Source organism: Gallaecimonas kandeliae, assembly GCF_030450055.1.
GTDB classification, from domain to species: Bacteria; Pseudomonadota; Gammaproteobacteria; order Enterobacterales; family Gallaecimonadaceae; genus Gallaecimonas; species Gallaecimonas kandeliae.
On sequence record NZ_CP118480.1, the window covers coordinates 2,689,483 to 2,705,559 of the forward strand.

A 16,077-nucleotide genomic window follows, 5' to 3' on the forward strand; every position below is an offset into this window, starting at 1 on the left:
GGGCTTCCCAGGCAAAACCATCGCCCACGTTGCGCTTTTCCTTCGCCTCTGGTCGCTTGCCGCTGACCCAACTCCTGAATGGTCATGGTGGTGCGGACCGTCCATGGTGGTTGGGCCCAACTCGGCCATCCAGGGCCTCGCGCGAAGCTGCATAAAGCTGTGCTATCATGTGCAAGCTTCGCCCCGACGCGTACTCACCTGCACCTGGGCGGCCCCCTGCCATCCCTGTCTCGGCTGCCCCTCCACTCTCGGCGGCTCAGCGCTCCACTTAACGGGCAAAAAGCCACCACCAGCAGGGCTGCAGAAACCTAGACGCATGGCCGCTTCGCTAAACCGTCGTCTAACTCGCTGATTTAGATAAAAACTCAAAGTGGGTGTCCCCTTGAGTTCCTTGATCCCTGGCCCTCACCCTCCAGGCCATCGTCGCCAGCTCCAATGTTCAAAATCGCGTCCTGCGATTTTGTCGCTTCTTCTTCGCCTCTGGTCGTTCCCGGTGCACCGGTTCATACGCGTGTCCAGACACGTACTCACCGGCGTTGTTTCCCAAATCCGGTGAACCAATCCGCCTGACTGTGATCCGATCCCCGACGTATCGATGGGGAACAGCAGATGGGTCAGGCTAAACGCACTATCACCAATTGGGCAGACTACAACCGCGCCTTGGTTAACCGAGGCTCATTAACCTTCTGGATGGATGAAGCGGCTACCCGCCATTGGCATTGCCAACAGCATCACGGCGGTCGGGGTCGTGGTTTCGAATACAGCGACACCGCCATCGAGACAGCGCTGATGCTCAAGGGCCTGTTCGACCTGCCGCTGCGTGCCTTGGAAGGCTTTATCAACTCGCTATTCCAGTTGATGGAACTGCCGTTGACCTCGCCCAGTTACAGCTGCATCAGCAAGCGCGCCAAGACGGTCAACATCCGCTACCGCCTGCCCAGCAAGGGCCCAGTTGCCCACCTGGTTATCGACGCCACCGGGCTCAAGGTCTATGGCGAAGGCGAGTGGAAGCAACGCAAGTACGGCAAGGAGAAGCGCCGTGTCTGGCGCAAGCTACACCTGGCCGTCGATGCGCAGACCCATGAGGCTATCGCCGCCGAAGTCAGCCTGGAAAACGTCGGTGATAGCGAGGTACTGCCCGGCCTGCTCAATCCACTGCGCCGCCGTATCGACCAAGTCAGCGCCGACGGGGCTTACGACAGCAAAGCCTGCCACCGGCTACTGCAAAGAAAAGGCGCCAAAGCCAGCATCCCGCCTCGCAAGACAGCGGGGTACTGGGAGCAAGGTCACCCAAGGAACGAGGCAGTGGCGGCGCTGAAAGCCGGGCAACAGGCCGAGTGGAAAAGGGAAAGCGGCTATCACCAACGCTCAAAAGCGGAAACGGCCATGTCGCGATACAAGCAGCTCATCAGCCCGAAGCTGAGTCTGCGCGACTACAACGGCCAAGTGGCAGAGGCTTTGGCCGGGGTGAAGGTGATGAACAAAATGCTGGGCCTCGGCATGCCTGTTCGCCAGGTCAGTTAAGGGCAGCAAGCCCTTTAGGAGCAGGCTTTCCAGGCTCTGATTTGATCAACAACGCCGTACTCACCTGCACCTGGGCGGCCCCCTGCCATCCCTGTCTCGGCTGCCCCTCCACTCTCGGCGGCTCAGCGCTCCACTTAACGGGCAAAAAGCCACCACCAGCAGGGCTGCAGAAACCAAGACGCATGGCCGCTTCGCTAAACCGTCGTCTAACTCGCTGATTTAGATAAAAACTCAAAGTGGGTGTCCCCTTGAGTTATGTTGAGTTATGGTCAGCGAGATGGTGCGCTGACCCCGGATGGGGTTGGGGCTTGCTTGCCTCAGGGGGGAATTGTTCAACAAGGCCCTTAACAGGCAGAACGCCACCACCAGCAAGGCCGTAGAAACTCAGACGCACAGCTGCTTCGACCAACCATTTGCCAAGCACCTGATTTAGATAAGAACTCAAAGTGGGCGTTCCGTTGAATTCTGATCTTGGTTATCCCTCTATCAATTGATATTTTTTATCGTATCAAATTTATCAATTGTTGCATAAAGAATATCTACATTGAAACCTACAGGTGTATATAAACGTGGGTCGTATGTGCTTCGCTCTTTTATGGCCTCCGATGCAATCTCAACTGCCTCCAAGGGGATAACTCTATAGTCTCTTAAATCCAGAGAATGCTCAAAGTGAGGTGGTTCAATTGAATTTTTCACTGATTTCGAAGTGAACGATGCACTCTCCATTGAAATTTCAGAGTATATTTCCTCATGCCTTTTGACTCTCAAGAAATTTGCATATCTTATTTCTATGGCAATCCAAGGAGACAATGTATACTGATTATACTTCACTTCACTTTCTGGTATTTTATTAAATTCAAAATTCAACTCCGCTGAATTATTCGATTTTACAAAAATAATGCAATCAGACTGGTCCATCGCTTCCAGTAATGCTGAAGAAAGGATTGAATCCGTATTATTAATAGCCCGCAAAGCAGGATCCAAAAAATAATAATCACCATCACCACGGCAGTATTTCTCTAAATATTCGGTTGTTGCCTCACGAATATTTCCCCACAACTGGGAATCGATAAAAGACTTAATTTCAAAAGTTTCATAAAGGTAGTTGGCAAACTTGGTGACAAGTTCTTTGTCTTGAGAGCTATGAGAGAGGAAAAAGTGAGGTTTACAGGAATTATTTAGAAGTTTTGCCGATATTTCTGAAGCACTTATTTTTCCATTAACTAATTCCAGTACGTGGCCGCGTTGCTCTACTTCTTTACTTGCATACTCTAACTCATCCCCTTTGAAATTTTCAATTAAATATTCAAAATCATCAATTTCTAAAACATAACGCTTATACATTGGTGATTACTCCCAGCAAATATAAGTAGATACAATAGCATTGATTATATATATTGGAATGACAGATTTTCCGTAAAGGCTTTTTGTATGTGGCTTGAAATTTCGATCATCTACAAATGAAGCTAGCATCGTGTCAAAGTCAAAATAGTTCACTTCATTGTTATCCGAACATTCTTTGCAAGCTAGTTCGCTGTAGAGCCTTCTGAATTTTTTCTCTAAACTAAGATAGTACGAATCCAAATACCAAAATGCGACTGACAATAGCAGAGGAACAAATGAAAATATCGAGCTAAGGTAAAGGTAATTTGTAGAATAAAATGCTACAAACCCCGTTGTTACAGTCAAGCACCAAACTTTGACTTGGAATGATTTATCAGAGAGTCTATTTATTATCCCTTGGATATAGCCAAGGGCTGCAGTTTTAGCTTCGATAGAAGAATTTTTTCCAGGCACAGTGCATTTCCTTATATGCCATTCCATAATATTGCCAAAGTACTTTGTGACATTCTTAAAAAATTGTCAATGAAGTTCAGTAGTAGCTCAAAATGGATATCTATTTTGAGCTACTACTGCATCTGTTGCTTAGATGGAGATTGATCGAAGTGGCAGTGCACTGTGGCTTCTTCGGTCCAACTGGTAGTGGCGTTCCGCCCCTTAAGTGCAGCGCTGAGACGGTGGGGCGAGCGCGTTAAGAAATCAGTCCGGTGGACTGATTTTAGCTGGTGAGCGAGAGCGGCTTGTCCGCGAACTGACGTGGAAGGACAGCCGAGACAGGGATGTCGAGCGAGCGGAGGACGCGTCGGGGCGAAGCTTGTGCATCAAAGCGCTGCTTTGATGCTGCTGAGCGCGAGCACAGGACGTGCGAGCCGGGAACAATCACCAGGGATGGTTTCAAAGACCCTCATCTAACTATTGCACCAAGCGACCAGAGGCGAAGAAGAAGCGACAAACCTGTATGGAACAGGTTTGAACATCGCTAGCGATGGCCCGGAGGGCGAAGACCAGGGATGGTCTGAGTAAACATGGGCGGTGGTTTTGGGTGGGCAGCCCCGCTGACTTTTGCCGACAAAATTGCCGGGAGCAATTTTGAACATCGGAGTGCAGCGACGATGGCCCGAAGGGCGAGGACCAGGGATGGTCCGAGTTAAAAAAAGTAACCCGGCTGCCGGGCCGACAAATCTGTCAGGAACAGATTTGAACATCGGAGCCTGCGACGATGGCCCGTTCGGGCGAGGGCCTGGACGGCCCGAGTATTACCGGCAATAAAGGAATCATCCGCGTTAAAACAGCTCGAAAGAAAAGCCAAACACTGACAACTCACTCCCACTCAATAGTGGCGGGCGGCTTGCCGGAGATATCCCTGCTCTCTGCTTCCCCAGCTTTTTATCGCGTATTTGCTTCTGGCTGCCCCTGGGGCCTGCTCCCAGCTGACTATGTTCTTCGCCCTTCAAGGGCGTCATTTTTGCTTAGAGCTGTTATATTAGGGGGAAAGTTGCGGTCCCAAGGAAGGCCAATGAATTCCATCTTGACCAAAGCCGCCATCCTCTTTGGCGCCATGCTAGCAACGCTGTTGACCGTCTTGGCAATGAAAGGCTTGGTGCATGAGGAAAGCCACCAGGAATTGGGTGTTGTCACCCTGGCGTTAGCCGATAGACACCAGGCACAGGATGAGTGGCTGAAGCAATCAGTATTGACGTGCGCCTGCGTCGCAGAAGACATGCCTGTATGGCTCTTCCCAGAGGCAAATGAAGGAATGGGTTGCAATCCCAGGTACATAGCGATATCAGGCAGGAAAGGGGCAAAGCAGTGCAGCTTTCCTATTGATGATTACCGCATACTGCCAAGGAGACCCTATAAGCAACCAGCAGGCTTGTTTAGAGTGGATTTGGACTGAAATGAAAAAGGCGCCTTGCGGCGCCTTTTCTTATTCCCACTCAATCGTCGCCGGCGGCTTACCAGAAATGTCGTAAACGACGCGGCTGATGCCGTCGATCTCGTTGATGATGCGTTTGGACATCTTGCCGAGCAGCTCGTAGGGCGGGTGGGCCCAGTGGGCGGTCATGAAATCGATGATCTCGACGGCGCTGGCGTGGCTAATCTTGGCAGCCAGCCTCCTTTTCTACTTAGTCTATTCGCCCTGGTGGTGCGCCATTTCGACGTAGAGCTGTTACCTTAGAGAGCAAATCACCCCCCAAGGAAGACGGTCATGAGATCTGTATTGACCAAAGTCGCCATCCTCTTTGGCGCCATGCTGGCAACACTGTTGACTGTCTTGGCGATGAAAGGCCTGGTGCATGAGGAAAGCCACCGGGAGTTGGGTGTTGTCACCATAGCGTTGGCCGATAGACACCAGACACAGGCCCAGTGGGCAAACGAGATGAGGTTACGTTGCGCCTGTGTCGATCTTTATTTCCCGGACGATGACGTGGTGCCTGCTCCCGAAGGCATGGGATGCAATCCACGCCTATTCGATGCAACAATCAAAACAAAAGTGGTCCAGTGCAATTATCAGATAAAGGACAACGAATACCGTCCACCCATGCCGCCAAGAAAGCCGACAAAAGGGCCCGCGATGTTGTTCAGGGTGGACCAGTAGCTCAGCAGCCCCCACTCTAAGCCGTGTTGGAAGCCATCCGTCTACCAGCCAAGGAACGAAGCTAATAGTCCCTCAAGCCTATGAGATCCTGCGGGTCAGGCCCCGGAGCCCCTTTTAAGTGGAGCGCCTTACCGTCGGGAGCGTGAGCTGGCGCGAGACAGGGATGTCGAGCGAGCGGAGGACGCGTCGGGAACCGTACGCAGCGGTCAGCGGCAAGCGACCAGAGGTAAGGACACCGCGTAACGTTGGGGCGGTGGTTTTGGTTACTTTTTCCGAAAAAAAAGTAACCCGGCTGCCGGGCCGGGACCCGGCGACTAAACGAATCATCAGCTTTAAAGCAGCTTCGAAAAGAACAGCAGCCCCTCCCCCACACCCAATAAAAAAACCCCGCTTTCGCGGGGTTTTTTAATGCTTTTGATCTGGGCCCTGCCTTACAGCCAGGCCGGTGCGATCACTCCCACTCAATCGTCGCCGGCGGCTTACCAGAAATGTCGTAAACGACGCGGCTGATGCCGTCTATTTCGTTGATGATGCGGTTGGACACCTTGCCCAGCAGATCGTAGGGCAGGTGGGCCCAGTGGGCTGTCATGAAGTCGATGGTCTCGACGGCGCGAAGGCTGACGACCCAGTCGTACTTGCGGCCGTCGCCCATGACGCCCACGGAGCGCACCGGCAGGAAGACCACGAAGGCCTGGCTGACCTTGTGGTAGAGGTCGGCCTTGTGCAGCTCTTCGATGAAGATGGCGTCGGCGCGGCGAAGGAGATCGCAGTATTCCTTCTTGACTTCGCCCAGCACCCGCACGCCCAGGCCCGGCCCCGGGAAGGGGTGGCGGTAGAGCATGTCGTAGGGCAGGCCCAGCTCCAGGCCAATCTTGCGCACCTCGTCCTTGAACAGCTCACGCAGGGGTTCGACCAGGCCCATCTTCATGTCTTCGGGCAGGCCGCCGACGTTGTGGTGGGACTTGATGACGTGGGCCTTGCCGGTCTTGGAGGCGGCGGACTCGATGACGTCGGGGTAGATGGTACCCTGGGCCAGCCACTTGGCGTTCTTCATGCTCTTGGCGTGCTCGTCGAACACTTCCACGAAGACGCGGCCTATGGTCTTGCGCTTGGCTTCCGGCTCGTCGATGCCTTTAAGGGCGGAGAGGAAGCGCTCTTCGGCGTCGGCCTTGATGATGTTGAGGCCGAAGTGGTCGCCGAACATCTCCATGACCTGCTCGCCCTCGCCCAGGCGCAGCAGGCCGTTGTCGACGAAGACGCAGGTCAGCTTGTCGCCGATGGCGCGGTGCACCAGCATGGCGACGACGGAGGAGTCCACGCCGCCGGAGAGGCCCAGGATCACCTCGTCGTCACCGACCTGCTCTTTGATGCGGGCCACGGCGTCTTCGATGATGGCGGAGGGGGTCCAGAGGGCTTCACAGCCGCAGATCTCCAGCACGAAGTGCTCGAGCAGGCGCTTGCCCTGGCGGGTGTGGGTGACCTCGGGGTGGAACTGCACGCCATAGAAGCGCTTTTGTTCGTTGGCCATGATGGCGAAGGGGCAGTTGTCGGTCTTGGCGACGGTCTCGAAGCCGTCGGGGATGGCAACGACCTTGTCGCCGTGGCTCATCCAGACGTCCAGCAGCGCCTTACCGCTGGCGCTGATGGCGTCTTCGATGCCGTGGGTCAGCTTGGAGTCGGTCAGCAGCTCTATCTGCGCATAACCGAACTCGCGCTCCATGGAGCTTTCGACGGCGCCGCCCAGCTGGTGGGCCATGGTCTGCATGCCGTAGCAGATGCCGAACACGGGCACGCCGGCGTTGAAGACGTATTCGGGGGCGCGGGGGCTGTTGTCCTCGTGGACGGACTCGGGGCCGCCGGAGAGGATGATGCCGTTGGGGGCGAATTCGCGGATGTCTTCTTCGCTGACGTCCCAGGCCCAGAGTTCGCAGTAGACGCCGATCTCCCGGATGCGGCGGGCGATGAGCTGGGTGTATTGGGAGCCGAAATCCAGGATCAGGATGCGGCTTTCATGGATGTTCTTGGTCATCGTTGGCCCTGCTTTTAAAACGCTGAATAGAAGGGCGCCGGCAAATCGCCGGCGCCGAAAGATCAACCCATACGGTAGTTGGGGGCTTCCTTGGTGATGGTCACGTCGTGGACGTGGGACTCACCCATGCCGGCACTGGTCACCTTGACGAACTGCGCCTTGGTGCGCATGTCGTCGATGGTGGCGTTGCCGGTCAGGCCCATGGAGGAGCGCAGGCCGCCCATCTGCTGGTGGACGATCTCCTTGACCTTGCCCTTGTAGGGCACCCGGCCTTCGATGCCTTCCGGCACCAGCTTGTCGGCGGCGTTGTCGGTCTGGAAGTAGCGGTCGCTGGAGCCCTTGGTCATGGCGCCCAGGGAGCCCATGCCGCGGTAGCTCTTGAAGGCGCGGCCCTGGTAGAGCTCGATCTCGCCCGGGGCTTCGTCGGTACCGGCCAGCATGCCGCCGACCATGACGCAGTTGGCGCCGGCGGCGATGGCCTTGCAGATGTCGCCGGAGAAGCGGATGCCGCCGTCGGCGATGACGGGGATGCCGGTGCCTTCCAGGGCTTCGACGGCGTCGGACACGGCGGTGATCTGCGGCACGCCGACACCTGTGACGATGCGGGTGGTGCAGATGGAGCCGGGGCCAATGCCGACCTTGACGGCGTCGACGCCGGCCTCGGCCAGGGCCTTGGCGCCGGCGGCGGTGGCGACGTTACCGCCGATGATCTGGATGTCGGGGAAGGCGGCGCGGGTTTCGCGGATACGCTGCAGCACCCCTTCGGAATGGCCGTGGGAGGAGTCGATGAGCACCACGTCCACACCGGCGGCCACCAGGGCGGCGACCCGCTCTTCGTTGCCGGCACCGGCGCCGACGGCGGCACCGACCCGCAGGCGGCCGCGCTCGTCTTTACAGGCGTTGGGCTTGCGCTCGGCCTTTTGGAAGTCCTTGACGGTAATGAGGCCCTTCAAGTGGAAGTTGTCGTCCACCACCAGCACCTTCTCGACGCGGTGCTGTTGCATCAGGCGCTGCACTTCCTCGCGGGGGGTGCCCACCTTGACGGTGACCAGCTTGGCCTTGGGGGTCATGACTTCGCTGACCTTGCGGCTGTGGTCGGTGACGAAACGGACGTCACGGGCGGTGATGATGCCTTCCAGCTCGCCACTGGCGGAAACGACGGGGAAACCGGCGTAGCCGTTTTCTTCGGTGAGGCGCAGCACGTCGGTGATCTGGTGATCGGCGCTGACGCAGACGGGGTCTGTGACCATGCCGGCGACGTAACGCTTAACCTTGCGCACTTCCTCGGCCTGCTGCTCGATGCTCATGTTCTTGTGGATGAAGCCGATGCCCCCTTCCTGGGCCAGGGCGATGGCCAGATTGGCTTCGGTCACTGTGTCCATGGCGGCGGAGACCATAGGGATGTTCAGCGCGATCTTGCGGGTCAGCTTGGTGCGCAGGTCGGCAGTATTGGGCAGAACAGTGGAATGTGCGGGGAGCAGAAGGACGTCGTCGAACGTCAGGGCTTCTTTGATAACGCGTAGCATGGCAACAGCCTCACCGATGGAAGGGTGGAAGGGACCTGGTATAGGTGTTGCCGCGGCATTCTAGCGTCGAGATGGCCTTTGGGCAAATGCTTTTTGCATCTGGTAGACTGCCGCAAAGCCATCAGCCCGTCATTGCATGCGCCAAATCCTCAGCGTCACCCAGCTCAACACCCAGGTCCGCCACCTGGTGGAAGACAGCCTCGGCCTGGTCTGGCTCTCGGGCGAACTGTCCAACTTCAAGGCCTACGGCTCCGGCCACTGGTACTTTTCATTAAAAGACGAGCGCTCCCAGGTGAGCTGCGCCATGTTCCGAGGCAAGAACATGGGCGTCACCTTCAGGCCCCAGGACGGCATGCAGCTCTTGGTGCGGGCCCGCCCTACCCTCTACGAGCCGCGCGGCAGCTACCAGCTGGTAGTGGAATTCATGGAGCCGGCCGGTGACGGCCTCCTGAAGCAGCAGTTCGAGGCCCTGAAACTCAAACTGGCCGCCGAGGGCCTCTTCGCCGACGCCTCCAAGCGGCCATTGCCGCCCCACCCCAAGCGCATCGGCATCATCAGCTCCCCCTCGGGCGCCGCCGTCCACGACATATTGAACGTACTGCGGCGCCGGGCCCCCTTCCTGGAAGTGGTGCTCTACCCGGCCCAGGTGCAGGGGGAAAAGGCGGCGGCCCAGCTTAGCCGCCAGCTAGAGGTGGCGGCAGAGCGGGACGAGGTGGACGTCATCATCCTCGGCCGCGGCGGCGGCAGCCTAGAAGACCTCTGGTGCTTCAACGACGAGGCCCTGGCCAGGGCCATAGCGGCCAGCCCCATTCCGGTGGTCTCCGCCGTGGGCCACGAGACGGACGTGACCATCAGCGACTTCGTGGCGGACCTTCGCGCCCCCACCCCCAGCGCCGCCGCCGAGCTGGTGTCCAGCCAGGCCGGCCTCATCGCCGACCAGCTCCAGGCCCTGAGCGCGCGCCTGGCCGCCAGCGGCCAGCGTTACCTTCGCCAGCAGCAGGCCCGGCAGCAGGCCCTGGCCGAGCGCCTGGGCCGCCTCTCGCCCCAGCGCAAGCTGGAGCGGGACAGCCAGTTGCTGGACGAGCTGGGCCAGCGCCTGCAGCGCGCCCTGCCCCGGCTGCTGGCCCGCCAGCGCCAGCCCCTGGCCCAGTTCCAGGCAAGGCTTGCCCACCAGCACCCGGCCAAGCACCTGGACAAGGCCGAAGAGCGGCTGGCCCGCCTCGACGCCGGCCTGGCCCAGGCCCTCAGGCAACAGCTGGCCGGCAAGCGCCAGGCCCAGCAGCGGCTCATAGAGCAGCTGCAACTGGTCAGCCCCCTGGCCACCCTCGGCCGCGGCTACGGCATAGCCCAGGACGAGCAGGGCCAGGTGCTGGACAGCGTCCGCCAGGTGGCCGTGGGCCAAGGGCTGGACCTTAGAGTCAAGGACGGTTTGATAAGGACAGAGGTCATAGCGGTGGAGCCTTCCTAAGCCCTTGCCCGGCAAGCGGAAAACGCCCTTGCCCAAGCCCCTTTACCAAGGCCCCGCCCGGGGCCTTTTCGTTGCCTGAAAATAGCGCTTGACGCTGGGCCTGCACGGCCCTATAAAGCGCGCCTGTTCGATACATTTTGGCGTCGACAGCGTCCCTTGTGGATGGGCCCTTTGGGGCCAAATGGTCTATCTAACTTTGTTGTTGTTCTCCTTTTGATTGAGGAACCCATATGGATCAGGTTGTTGTCGCCGCCACCCAGATGAGCTGCAGCTGGGACAAAGAAGAAAACGTCGCCAAGGCCGAGGCCCTGGTGCGTGAGGCCGCCGCCCAAGGCGCCCAGATAGTGCTGCTGCAGGAACTCTTCGAAACCCCCTACTTCTGCATCGAAGTCAACGAAGACTTCCATGCCCTGGCCACCAGCCTCGAGGAAAACACCACCGTCAAGCGCCTGCAGGCCCTGGCCAAGGAACTTGAGGTGGTGATCCCCTTCAGCTGGTTCGAGCGCGCAGGCGTGGCCCGCTTCAACTCCCTGGTGGTCATCGACGCCGATGGCAGCCTGATGGACGTCTACCGCAAGTCCCATATCCCGGACAGCGACGGCTACCTGGAGAAGTACTACTTCAGCCCCGGCGACACCGGCTTCAAGATCTGGAATACCCGCTACGCCAAGATTGGCATCGCCATCTGCTGGGATCAGTGGTTCCCCGAGGCCGCCCGCGCCATGGCCCTGGCCGGCGCCGAGCTGCTCTTCTACCCCACCGCCATCGGCTCCGAGCCCAGCCAGCCTGAGCTGGACAGCAGCGGCGCCTGGCAGCGGGTCATGCAGGGCCATGCCGCCGCCAATTGCCTGCCGGTCATCGCCTCCAACCGCATCGGCGCCGAAAAGGGCGTGCGCACCCCCACCGAGATCCGCTTCTTCGGCTCCTCCTTCATCAGCGACCAGAGCGGTGCCAAGGTCGCCGAGGCCGGCCGTGACGAGCAGGCGGTGCTGGTGCACAGCTTCGACCTCAAGAAGATCCGCTACCAGCGCGAGGCCTGGGGCCTGTTCCGTGACCGCCGTCCCGATCTCTACGGCAGCCTGCTGACCCTGGACGGCAAGGTTCGCTGAGATGAGCTTTCAACTGAATACCCTGCCCAGCAATGACGGCTTCCGCATGCCGGCGGAATTCGAGACCCAGGACGGCGTCTGGATGGCCTGGCCCGAGCGCTCCGACAACTGGCGCTACGGCGCCAAACCGGCCCAGCGCGCCTTCGTGGAGGTGGCCAGCGCCATCGCCCAGACCACCCCCGTGACCATGGTGGTGAGCAACGGCCAATACGCCAACGCCCGCCGCCAGCTGCCGCCCCAGATCCGGGTGGTGGAGATGACCACGGACGACGCCTGGCTGCGTGACACAGGCCCCAGCTACGTGGTGAACGACAAGGGCGAGCGCCGCGGCGTGGACTGGCAGTTCAACGCCTGGGGCGGCCTCACCAACGGCCTCTACTTCCCCTGGCACAACGACAACGCCCTGGCCCAGAAGGTCTGCGAGATCTACGGCGACAGCCTCTACAAGGCCCCCTTCGTCATGGAAGGCGGCGCCATCCACGTCGACGGCCAGGGCACCCTCTTCACCACCGAGGAATGCCTGCTGAGCCCGGGCCGCAACCCCGGCCTCGGCAAGGAGCAGCTGGAGCAGCTGCTCAAGGATTACCTGGGGGTGGAGAAGGTGGTCTGGTTGCCCAGGGGCGTCTTCCAAGACGAGACCACGGGCCACGTGGACAACCTGATGCAGGTGGTGGCCCCCGGCGTGGTGGCCATGACCTGGTGCGACGATCCCGAAGACGAGCAGTACGAGAGCTCCCAGGAAGCCTACCGTATCCTCTCTGAGACGGTGGACGCCCGCGGCCGCCAACTGGTGGTGCACAAGCTGCCCATGCCGGGCCCCTTGTACCTCACCGACGAAGAGGCCAGCGGCATAGACGCCTCCCACGGCATGAACCGCCTCGGCGGCGCGCGCCTGGCCGGCTCCTACGCCAACTTCCTGATCACCAACAAGCAGGTGGTGTTCCCACTGCTGGACCCGGCCAAGGACGCCCAGGTCGCCGCCCTGCTGGGCGAGATCTTCCCCGGCTACCTGATCACCGGCGTCAACGCCCGGGAGATACTGCTGGGGGGTGGCAATATCCACTGCATCACCCAGCAGATCCCCCGGGTTTGAAGCTGTTGCGCTCGTCATAACTGCGTTGGGTGTCTTCTCAAAATGCTCATTTACTCGAACTGCGCTTTTTCAAAGACACCCGCCTTGTTCTGACTTCGCTCACGACGCTTCAAACGAGTGGTGTAGCATTCAAACATTAAAAACCCCGGCCTGGTGCCGGGGTTTTGTTTTTCAGCCCAAAGCCGTCTCGATACGCACCTCAGTGCTGGTCATCAGCTTATGGATGGGGCAGCGGTCGGCGATGGTGACCAGGCGCTCCTTCTCGGCGTCGGTCAGCTGTCCCTGCAGCTCCAGGGTGACGGCCAGGCGGTAGAGGCCCTGGCGCTCTTCGCTGTCGTCCCTGTGCACCGTGACGGTGAGGCCGTCCAGGGCCATGCCCTTGTGGCGGGCGTAGAGGATGGCGGTCAGGGCCTTGCAGGCGCCGAGGGAGAGGTCGAAGTAATCATGGGGTTCGGGGGCCGAGCCTTCGCCCCCCTGGGGCTCGGGCATGTCGCTGTAGAGGGCAGCGAAGTCCTTGACCTGGATCTCGTGGCGCAGCTTGCCGGCTTGGACTGTCTTCAAGGTGATCATGGGGTTCCCTCAACTGGTTGTTGAACCCAGCATAAGGGGACGGCCGGATAAAGCAAAGGGGCGCCAAATGGCGCCCCTTGTTCTGTCAGCTCTTACGCGACTTGATGTACTTCATCAGGCGCTTGCGCTTGCGCTGCTGGGTCAACGTCAGCTTGTTCTTGCGCCCGGCGAAGGGGTTGTCCCCTTCCTGGAACTCCACATGGATGGGGGTGCCTATGACCCCCAGGCTCTTGCGGTAGTAGTTCATCAGGTAGCGCTTGTAGGAGTTGGGCAGCTTTTCCACCATGTTGCCGTGGATGATGATCCTCGGCGGGTTGTAGCCGCCGGCGTGGGCGTACTTGAGCTTGACCCTACGGCCGGACACCAAAGGCGGCTGGTGGTCGTCCTGGGCCATCTGCAGGATACGGGTCAGCTTGGAGGTGGAGACCCGCTGGGTGGCGGAGGCAAAGGCCTCGTCCACGGATTCGAAGAGGTTGCCGACACCGGAGCCGTGCAGGGCGGAGATGAAGTGCAGGCGGGCGAAGTCGATGAAGCCGAGGCGGCGGTCCAGCTCGCGCTTGATGTCTTCACGGTCGTCATGGCTGAGGCCGTCCCACTTGTTGACCACCAGCACCAGGGCGCGGCCGGCGTTGAGCACGTGGCCCAGCAGGTTGAGATCCTGGTCGGAGAGGCCTTCACGGGCGTCCATCACCAGCAGCACCACGTTGGCGTCTTCGATGGCCTGCAGCGTCTTGATCACGGAGAACTTCTCGACGGCGTCGTCGATGCGGCCGCGGCGGCGCACACCGGCGGTGTCGATCAGCACGTAGTTCTTGCCGCCCCGCTCCATGGGGATGTAGACGGAGTCGCGGGTGGTGCCGGGCATGTCGAACACCACCACCCGCTCCTCGCCGAGGATGCGGTTGGTCAACGTCGATTTACCGACATTGGGGCGGCCGATGATGCCTATTTTCACGGGCAGGTCGGCATAGGGAATGGCTTCCGCTTCTTCCTCGTCCTCGATGGCGTCCACGTCCACCATCTCCTGGCCCAGGGCTTCGGCCAGGGCCTCGGAGGCTTCTTCTTCGGCCTGGGCCAGCTCGGCCACCACCGGGATCAGGGCGTTGTCCAGCAGCTGGGTGACGCCACGGCCGTGGGCGGCGGCGATCTGCCAGACCTCGCCCAGGCTCAGGCCGTAGAACTCGGCACAGGCGGAGTCGGCGTCGATGCCGTCGATCTTGTTGGCCACCAGGAACACCGGCTTGCCCAGTTGGCGGATATGGCGGGCAATGGCCTCGTCGGCGGCGGTGAGGCCGTCACGGGCATCCACCAGCAGCAGCACCACGTCCGCTTCGTCCATGGCCAGCAGGGACTGCTTGGCCATGGCGGCGTCAATGCCCTTCTCGTCGCCTTCGATACCGCCGGTGTCCACCAGTATGAAGTCGTACTCGCCGTAGCGGGCCTGGCCATACTTGCGATCCCGGGTCAGGCCGGGGTAATCGGCCACCAGGGCATCGCGACTGTTGGTCAGGCGGTTGAACAGGGTCGATTTGCCCACATTGGGGCGACCTACCAGGGCCACTACGGGAAGCATGCTGTTTCTCTCTCAAAGACGAACGGCCGCAAAATGCGGCCGCGTATTGTTCAGGTTTTGGCTGCTTTAGTCCAGCTTAATCATGTAAAGCTCGCCGTCCCGGCTCTGCACCAACACCTTGTCGTTGACCACCACAGGGCGGGCATAGAGGCCGTCGCCGTCTATCTTGTCACGGCCCAGCAGCTCGCCGCTGTTCTTGTCGAACCAGTGCAGGTAGCCCTCGAAGTCACCCACCAGCACCTTGTCGCCAAGGATAGCAGGGGCGGTGACGCGGCGGTTGAGCAGCATCGGCTGGCTCCACTTCTCGAGGCCGGTGCGCCTGTCGATGTCGAACAGGGTGCCGTGGGCGTCGGTCAGGTAGAGGTCGAAGCCGGTGATGGCCATGGCGCGATAGGACGAGTAGTCCCGCTTCCACATGGGGCGGCCGGAGCGCAGGTCGATGGCCACCAGCTCGCCGTTGTAGGCCACGGCGTAAACCACGGGGCCGACGGCGATGGGGGTGGCGTCCACGTCACGGAGCAGTTCCAGCACGTTCTGGCCCTTGGCGGGAGAGACGTCCTGTTCCCAGGCCGGCAGGCCGCTGTCCAGCAGCACGGCGGCCAGCTTGCCGTTGGGGGTGCCCACCAGGGCGGCGCCCTTGACGGTGGAAGGCTCGGACACGCCGCGCAGGCTCAGGGACGGTACCGTCTGCTCGTAGGTCCACTTCAGCTTGCCGGTGCCCTCTTCCAGGGCCACCAGTTTGCCGGAGGTGGTGTTGACCAGCACCAGGCCTTCGTCCAGCACGGGGGCGGCCATGGCTTCGCCGGGCACGTCGGCCTGCCACTTCAGTTCGCCGGTTTTCTCGTCCAGGGCGTAGACGATGCCGTTCTCGGAGCCGACATAGACCTTGCCGAAGCCGGCGGAAACACCACCGGAGAGGCGCATGTCGTGGCGGCTGGAGAAGAAGGAGTCGGCGGCGCCCAGGTCCACTTTCCAGATCTTGTCGCCGTTCTCGACGTCCAGGGCTTCCACTATGCCTTCACGGGAGGCGGCAAAGACCTTGTCGTAGGCGTAGACGGGAGCCAGGTTGGAGAAGTAAGGGCCAATGCCGTCCCCCACCGAGGTGCTCCAGACCACGTTGTCGTTGACCTTGTTGTCGAAGGACACCAGCTCGGCCGGCTTACGTACGTCCTCGTCGCTGGCACAGCCAGCCAGGCCGATCAACACCACACCGGCCAGGGCCGACCATTTAGACCATCCGCTCAT

Annotated in this window: 12 protein-coding genes and 1 pseudogene; 6 read left to right on the forward strand and 7 right to left on the reverse strand. The window is 60.0% G+C overall.

Going from position 1 to position 16,077, the window contains the following annotated elements; all coding sequences use genetic code 11:
- Positions 1 to 609: 609 nt before the first annotated feature.
- Positions 610 to 1,524, forward strand: coding sequence for an IS5 family transposase (locus PVT67_RS13345; RefSeq protein ID WP_301494279.1), 915 nt, complete (start codon positions 610 to 612; stop codon positions 1,522 to 1,524).
- A 486-nt stretch (positions 1,525 to 2,010) separates the two neighbouring features.
- Here PVT67_RS13345 and PVT67_RS13350 read toward each other — a convergent pair whose 3' ends face one another.
- Positions 2,011 to 2,868, reverse strand: coding sequence for a hypothetical protein (locus tag PVT67_RS13350; protein ID WP_301494282.1), 858 nt, complete (start codon positions 2,866 to 2,868; stop codon positions 2,011 to 2,013).
- 1,513 nt (positions 2,869 to 4,381) lie between these two features.
- Here PVT67_RS13350 and PVT67_RS13355 point away from each other — a divergent pair.
- The gene (locus PVT67_RS13355; protein WP_301494284.1) at positions 4,382 to 4,762 is read left to right on the forward strand and encodes a hypothetical protein; all 381 of its coding nucleotides are present in this window, start codon (positions 4,382 to 4,384) and stop codon (positions 4,760 to 4,762) included.
- A 30-nt stretch (positions 4,763 to 4,792) separates the two neighbouring features.
- Here the strand turns inward: PVT67_RS13355 and PVT67_RS13360 are convergent.
- A pseudogene (locus tag PVT67_RS13360) lies at positions 4,793 to 4,951 on the reverse strand (GMP synthase (glutamine-hydrolyzing)); the annotation flags it as partial.
- A 123-nt stretch (positions 4,952 to 5,074) separates the two neighbouring features.
- Here PVT67_RS13360 and PVT67_RS13365 point away from each other — a divergent pair.
- Positions 5,075 to 5,464 carry a hypothetical protein gene (locus PVT67_RS13365; RefSeq protein ID WP_301494286.1) on the forward strand — a complete coding sequence of 130 codons (390 nt, stop codon included), beginning with the start codon at positions 5,075 to 5,077 and terminating at the stop codon, positions 5,462 to 5,464.
- A 451-nt stretch (positions 5,465 to 5,915) separates the two neighbouring features.
- On the opposite strand, the gene guaA is transcribed toward PVT67_RS13365, so the two are convergent.
- Positions 5,916 to 7,493, reverse strand: coding sequence for a glutamine-hydrolyzing GMP synthase (gene guaA / locus PVT67_RS13370; RefSeq protein ID WP_301494288.1), 1,578 nt, complete (start codon positions 7,491 to 7,493; stop codon positions 5,916 to 5,918).
- Between the two features lie 62 nt (positions 7,494 to 7,555).
- Positions 7,556 to 9,019, reverse strand: a complete 1,464-nt coding sequence (gene guaB / locus PVT67_RS13375) for an IMP dehydrogenase (RefSeq protein WP_301494290.1) — start codon at positions 9,017 to 9,019, stop codon at positions 7,556 to 7,558.
- Between the two features lie 136 nt (positions 9,020 to 9,155).
- Between guaB and xseA the strand changes: the two genes are divergently transcribed.
- The 3 genes from xseA (at position 9,156) to aguA (ending at position 12,689) form a co-directional block, all read left to right on the forward strand.
- Positions 9,156 to 10,487 (forward strand): exodeoxyribonuclease VII large subunit, encoded by a 1,332-nt coding sequence (xseA, locus tag PVT67_RS13380; protein ID WP_301494292.1) that lies wholly within the window; start codon positions 9,156 to 9,158, stop codon positions 10,485 to 10,487.
- 230 nt (positions 10,488 to 10,717) lie between these two features.
- Positions 10,718 to 11,596 (forward strand): N-carbamoylputrescine amidase, encoded by an 879-nt coding sequence (gene aguB / locus PVT67_RS13385; protein ID WP_301494294.1) that lies wholly within the window; start codon positions 10,718 to 10,720, stop codon positions 11,594 to 11,596.
- A gap of 1 nt (position 11,597) precedes the next feature.
- Entirely contained in the window at positions 11,598 to 12,689 is a 1,092-nt protein-coding gene (gene aguA / locus PVT67_RS13390) for an agmatine deiminase (protein WP_301494296.1), read from the forward strand.
- Positions 12,690 to 12,860: 171 nt separating this feature from the next.
- Here aguA and PVT67_RS13395 read toward each other — a convergent pair whose 3' ends face one another.
- The 3 genes from PVT67_RS13395 to bamB all read right to left on the reverse strand — a co-directional run bounded on the left by PVT67_RS13395 (position 12,861) and on the right by bamB (position 16,077).
- Positions 12,861 to 13,259: an OsmC family protein gene (locus PVT67_RS13395; protein ID WP_301494298.1), complete on the reverse strand. Its 399-nt coding sequence runs from the start codon at positions 13,257 to 13,259 to the stop codon at positions 12,861 to 12,863.
- Positions 13,260 to 13,344: 85 nt separating this feature from the next.
- Positions 13,345 to 14,832, reverse strand: a complete 1,488-nt coding sequence (gene der / locus PVT67_RS13400) for a ribosome biogenesis GTPase Der (RefSeq protein ID WP_301494300.1) — start codon at positions 14,830 to 14,832, stop codon at positions 13,345 to 13,347.
- Positions 14,833 to 14,898: 66 nt separating this feature from the next.
- Positions 14,899 to 16,077 carry an outer membrane protein assembly factor BamB gene (bamB, locus tag PVT67_RS13405; protein ID WP_301494302.1) on the reverse strand — a complete coding sequence of 393 codons (1,179 nt, stop codon included), beginning with the start codon at positions 16,075 to 16,077 and terminating at the stop codon, positions 14,899 to 14,901.